Genomic DNA, 6,453 nt, shown 5'->3' on the forward strand with positions numbered 1-6,453 from the left:
AGGCATGAATTATTTAAATTCAGGAGCTATTTGAGGATGTTTGTTTTGGATTCCCATAGCCACGTTATTTTCATATACCTTAATTTCCTTCCTTATTTTAGGCATTTGTGACTTCATCTTACGTTTGAAGTTTTCTATCTGTCTAGTGATATCGTCTTTCTTTTCCTTCATATTACAAAGTTAGTGAATTTCATGAAAAGAGTTTAAACATTCCCAACCATTACTAATCAGCCATTTACAACACATGAGATAAACAGAGATAAAAGCTACCTCCATCGAAACCATCTATGATTTTCTTGGTGATCAAAGAGATTTCAAAGCATATGAATCCAATAAACTTTTGCGAAGGGCTGCCCGTTGTCCTGTCAGCTAAGCTACGCCACGGCGCACAGGTGCAGGACCACCTAAAACGAGTCTCCGTCTCAGCTACTTTCATTCATTTTCCACCACAATCCTACTTCCCCAAACGTCATTGCGATCCCGGTGGGCCGGGAGAAGCAATCTCATCTCCAATAATCAACACGCTTTACGCCCTTACCGAACTCCGTGCCCTCTCAATTCCCAATCCCCCAATCCCACGATTCGACAATTCAACAATTCCCCACTTCAACAATCAACCAATTAAACTCCCCTTTTCCCTAGACCTCCCCACGACCTCTCTTCTTTACTACCCTACAAGATTGTAATTAGTTAAACACAACTGAAATTAAAGTCCCCAGATATTAAAATAAACAGGCATTCTTCACCCAAGTAGGACTATTATAACAGATGAAAGCTTAGTGACATTAATTCTGTAAACTATTCAAAAGTTCTTTCCAGTCATACCTTTCTGTATTTGCATTGTTCCATTTCTCAATACCTTCGAGCATTATATCAATTTTGTCTTTATCAATCCATTGTCCATTTACAAATACACCTGAAATTTTTCTCGTGTTATTGATATTTTCCAAAGGATTATCATCGAGTAAAATTATATCTGCAAACTTACCTGTTTCAACAGTTCCAATTTTATCTTCAATTTCAAGCCATTCTGCACCTAGTCGCGTCGCAGATTCCAATGCTTCTTCATTGGTTAAACCAGCTTCCACTAACAATTTTAATTCTTCATGAAGCGAAAAACCCCATATAATACCAGATATTCCTGCATCGGTTCCAGTAACCATAGGAACTCCATTTTCTTTAAAAGCTTTGACTATCAGCTTGTGAAAATCAGCTTGTTTTTGGAAATAACCTATCAGTTCTTTAGATGCCCCGTAGTAGCTGTTGGAAGTTATCCACTTACTTTGCATGAGTGGGTGAACATACTTAAAGCTGGGCAGATTCTGAATGTTTTCTAATGATTTCGCTTGTTTAATAATTGATTCCATATTACTTAAGTTCGGAATCAACCAAGTACCATTTTCTTTTGCCAAACGAGCAAATTCTTGGGCCTTTTCTTCGCTATAATCATTGGTTTGTTTGGATAATTCTTCTGCATGTGCAATTAATCCAAAATGAGGAACAAAAAAATCTTTGGCAGGTTTTCCCTCATAGACATTTGGAATATGTCCAACAACTTTCATTTTTTGCTGTTGGGCTTCATCTATGATTGCTTTAAAGGTTTCTTCGTTTAAATTGCTATATACTTTTATGAATTCATATTGTTCCCCCTTGGCAATCCGAACTGCTTGTCTTCCGTCAGAGGGATTTGTTGCGGTCATATTTGCATTTTTCCCATCTATTAGTGCGGCCAATGCCATTCTTGGCCCAATTACATCCCCTCTTTTAATTTCATTACGCTGTCCTATATGCTCCGGCCTCGCACTTAATTCAAATACTGTGGTAACACCATTGGCAATATACAAGGTCATTAAATCTTGGGTATCATAATTTACCAATGGACCTTTGGTTGGATACATAACATATGGGCTTGAGCTTGCAAGATTGTGGACATGCATGTCAATTAACCCTGGAATTAGCCATTTATCTTTCCCGTTTATTGTCTTCGCATTGTTTGGTACGGCACCATTGATCGAGGCAATCTTATTGTTCTGGATCACAACCATTGCGTTTTCAATGACCTTCTTTTCTTTGGTCATCGTAATTACATTTACGTTTTTAATGACGTAAGCAATACTCTCTTGAGAAAATGGTTCTGAATTTAAATTGCTTTGTGCCTTCACATGAAAGTTAAGGACCGTAAACAGCACTAGAAGTTTGACGTATCTCATTTAGATTGATGATTTGAAAATAAGTTTAGAAAGTGCTCATTTTATTACAATTTTCAGTCAAAATTGTGTCCAACAAGATAAAAGTAGACCAAAAGTATAGCAAGCCCTAAAAATTTGTTGGCCTAATATACCTTGGCTATATTTTATTTTAAGATACACTTTTCCTTTCTTATTGACATAACATAATGCTTAATAATAGATATCCCTTCTCCTAAAACTAAAGCATCCTCAAAACAAATAAAATTTGGACGTTCCCACGACGTTCCCACAACGTCTCCTCGATGTTCCCTCTATTTCTCTTCTATATCTCCTTTACCGAACTCCCTTTCCAATTCACAATTCCCCAATCCCCCGATTCGACAATTCGACAGCTCGACAGTTCAACAATTCAACAATTAAACTACGCCCCCTGCCCCCCTGAAGGGGGAATCCGCCCACAACTCATTACGAACCTGTTGTCCTACCCAGTTGAGAGATCAGATGTTATCCAATGGTAGACCTTACTTAATGTGTCATTTCTACCTGTCCTCGGATTTCAGTAAAATTATTTATTGTTTCCACCCTTTCCATTTGCTCTAGAATATCATTAACAAAAATAAATCTTGTGGTAACTAAAAAATCTTTAACTTTTTCTGTGTAGTATAATTTTTCAACTTTTGTGACTGATCCTTCTTGATACATCCCCTTATTTGTTGGAAAGCCATATTCTTTTATAAAATCTTCTTTAGAAACACCTAAATTATCAAATGTTGAAAATTTGCTATTCTCCCTTGCATCAAATCCATACTGAACGGGTGTACAGGATAGTGTAGAAATCAAAAGAAATATGATAACAATAAAATTACTTATGGATGAATTCACTGTTTCTCTAAAATTGCCTTTTCTATTTTTCATTCAGTTATTAATTTTGGTTTATCTATTTTTTATTTTCAAAAGTGTTTTTCTAGCCTCTATTTTATGTTCAAAACTATTTTTGTAATCCAAATTATCGTGTGCAGAAGTTCCCTTGAAAAATCTTTTGTCATGGGTATTGCGCTCTGAAAACAATAAAAGTCCTCCATAAAAGTCTGATGAAAAAATAACCCTTATTCCCGTGTGTTATTTATACCTATTTAACTAAATAACACGTCAATAATTCCAAAAGGTTGTAATATAAATAATGTTCTTGCAAATGGCATATAAGGAGTACAAGCATGCCCATTTTAGGTACTAAAGGTCAGTATTTTACCTACGGGATTTATCAGGCATTGATAGAAGTTCGCGGTTTTGCTCACCCAAATATTTTCAGCTCGCTTGGTCCCATGCCCCTCCCCTTTCCCCCTCCAAAGCCACAATATAAAGCCCAAACAATCCCTAGACATTACCCAATAAAACCCTCTTCAAAAAGTACCACGTTTTCTTAGAATTTAGCCAAAAGTAAACGTATAGTATACTAGGCATCGGATAGGACTGGGAGCATCCATAGGAGGGACGAGCGTAAAGAAAACAGTCAGTGACTGTTTTTAGCGAGTAGCCAGCTTGCAGGGTAGGTCCTCTCGTTTAAGAGCTGATTCCCCTCACAAAGCCCCAAATAAAATTTGGACGTTCCCTAGACGTTCCCACTACGTCTCCTCGATGTTCCCTCTACGTCTCCTCTATACTCCTTTACTGAACTCCCTTCCCAATTCACAATTCCCCAATCCCACGATTCGACAATTCAACAATTAACCGATTAAACTTCCCGCCCCCCCTGCCCCCCTGAAGGGGGAATCCGCCCACAACTCATTGCAAACCTATTGCCAGCTACGCTACGCCACGACGCACAGGTGCAGGACCACCTAAAACGAGTCTCCGTCTCAGCTACTTTCATTCATTTTCCACCACAATCCTACTTCCCCAAACGTCATTGCGATCCCGGTGGGCCGGGAGAAGCAATCTCATCTCCAATAGTCAACATGCTTTACGCCCTCGCTTCCATTCCCAATTCCCAATGCTCCAATCCCACAGTTTCTCAATTCGACAGCCTGGCTGCCGCAAGGCAGGTTCAACAATTAACCAATCCCCCGATTCGACAATTCAACAATTAACCAATCAAACTTCCCTCACCCCCCTTCTCCCTTACATCTTTCTACCATATACCTAGGGGATGTCTTGGGGATACCTTACCTTCAGGTAAACTAATTCTTGGAAATACTATACATTTCAGCAATCTAACGACAACTATAAAATCAGGAAATGGGAATTACCAATTCCCAGGATATTTGAATGACGTGGCATTCTTCACCAAGTCGAAAAAAGCTACCTATAATTCCAAAATACCAGCCCTACTGACTGCCTGTATTAATTATCTTATATTCAAAATTAAGAACTGTCATATTCCATAAAGTTAAAGTTTGTGTGGCGGTAATTCTTCCATTTTTGCTGGTTACTACTAGCCTATCTTTAAATGATTTAATGAATTTGGTCCATATATGCCCTTTTGTATCCTTTAGCAAAAAATAAAATCCACTTTCACCAATTTCTTGCCCTGTAGACTCTAAGATGAGTTCACCAATCATACCAACTCTAGGAGCTAAAATGACCGTCGCATTTCCATTCGGTAAAGGAAAAATGGCTTTAATGCATGTCTTGCCTGATGGGATAGTACAAATTTCATAAACACCCGAATAAACCACCTGCCCCGTTGATTTAAATTTTCGAAACCAAATGATCCGTTTAATTTCTTTTGAATTAGAATCGAGCATGTGAATTATTTCACTTGTCAATCCTGCCGGGTTCTTAATACTTTGAATCGGGACATTGAGTTGTTCTATTCTTTTGCTGAAAATTATTCTTAGTAAAATACCGAAAATTCTAAAGAATGGATTCCACTTTACCTTTAATTCAAGTTCATAATTAGAGGTGTTTTCATAAAAGTCAATTACACTTTGAGACAGGGATTCTATTTCATTTTCAGATAGATTGAGTTGATTTATTGATTGAATTAAGCCCCTTTTTTCTGTTTGATTATCAACTATCAAATGTTCCTTCTCTGCTAGTTGATCGATGAATTTTAAACCTACTCCATTTATGTCACCAAAAGGTCCTAACAGCCATCGGTATTTTAATTTATCGATTCTACTACCAAAGAGAATAACCCATTGTTGTGTAATCCAGTCTTGAACACTTTGTTTTTTAGACGCTATTCCCATTTTTTCCGGAATGCTTTAGATATTGGGAATATAATTCGATTGGCCTTTCCAGCTACCAAATTCGCCTATGGGTTTAAACCTTAAAGTCATGAACTCAAAATGAAATTCTTTCCGTTCTCTTTCTTTCATTGCCTCGGAATGTCGTTTAGGTTTTTCCAAAGCACTATGTCCATGAACCATATTGGCCATTTCCTTTTCCGTTTTCCAAATTGAAAAAGTTGAGACTGTATTTGGAAACTTAACTGATGCTAATGAAAGTACAGTTCCGGGATGGTCTCTTACAAGTTTTTCTACGGGTCTTCCCCAATGGATAAATCTAGGAACTGCCAAGGGCTTCATTCTGGCTATGGTTACAGCAACTACTGGAGAATTTGGACTTTCCAATTTGTCTTTATCGTCTGGAATTATGAATCCGCTAAATTTCCCCCATTCTCTAATAAAAGATAAACGCACATGCCAACCTTTAGCTAATATTCTTCCAAAACTGTCTTGTTCCAAATAATTTTGAAGTGCAATTTCATTTTCCCATTGCATAAAAACCGCTATTTTCCCTATTAAAACCCTAGAGGTAGAAAAGACGGGAGAACCTAAAGTCATTGCTGTCATGTATTCCGAGTGAATCAATCCATTGGTGGTTTTGGATATCGGATTACAGATCATTCTTTTTATCGCATCAAAAAAGGAAAGCCTAACTAAATGATAAGAGAATATACTCACTTTGATTTTAATTGAATTAACCTGTCCTATTTCCTTTTAATCTGAGTACTTGTCAATCTACAATTTATCTTCTTAAAACTAAACAATCCCCAAAACAAATAAAATGCCCTGCAGGCTGGCTCCTTTAAGAGGTCGGTTCCTTCACCCTAAAGAGTCGATCCCGATCACTATCAAGCCCCTCTCCAAAAAGTACCACGTTTTCTTAGATTTTAGCCAAAAGTAAACGCATAGTATACTAGTCATCGAATAGGACTGGAAGCATCCATAAGAGGAACGAGCGTTAAGAAAACAGTCAGTGACTGTTTTTAGCGAGTAGCCAGCCTGCAGGGCAGGCTCTCTCGTTTAAGAGGTCATTA

General features: G+C 37.7%; 5 protein-coding genes. All 5 read right to left on the reverse strand.

Annotated elements, in window-relative coordinates:
* Window positions 1-9: 9 nt before the first annotated feature.
* Complete coding sequence (locus H7U17_RS20480; RefSeq protein WP_186758763.1) at window positions 10-171, reverse strand: hypothetical protein; 162 nt, start codon at window positions 169-171, stop codon at window positions 10-12.
* Window positions 172-785: 614 nt separating this feature from the next.
* On the reverse strand, window positions 786-2,210 hold the full coding sequence (locus tag H7U17_RS20485) for an amidohydrolase family protein (protein WP_186758764.1): 1,425 nt from the start codon (window positions 2,208-2,210) through the stop codon (window positions 786-788).
* Window positions 2,211-2,714: 504 nt separating this feature from the next.
* Entirely contained in the window at window positions 2,715-3,104 is a 390-nt protein-coding gene (locus H7U17_RS20490) for a hypothetical protein (protein WP_186758765.1), read from the reverse strand.
* A 1,409-nt stretch (window positions 3,105-4,513) separates the two neighbouring features.
* On the reverse strand, window positions 4,514-5,380 hold the full coding sequence (locus H7U17_RS20495) for a hypothetical protein (protein WP_186758766.1): 867 nt from the start codon (window positions 5,378-5,380) through the stop codon (window positions 4,514-4,516).
* A 15-nt stretch (window positions 5,381-5,395) separates the two neighbouring features.
* Entirely contained in the window at window positions 5,396-6,097 is a 702-nt protein-coding gene (locus H7U17_RS20500; RefSeq protein ID WP_186758767.1) for a hypothetical protein, read from the reverse strand.
* Window positions 6,098-6,453 lie beyond the last annotated feature (356 nt).

The organism is Echinicola salinicaeni, from assembly GCF_014280965.1.
Taxonomy (GTDB): Bacteria; Bacteroidota; Bacteroidia; order Cytophagales; family Cyclobacteriaceae; genus Echinicola; species Echinicola salinicaeni.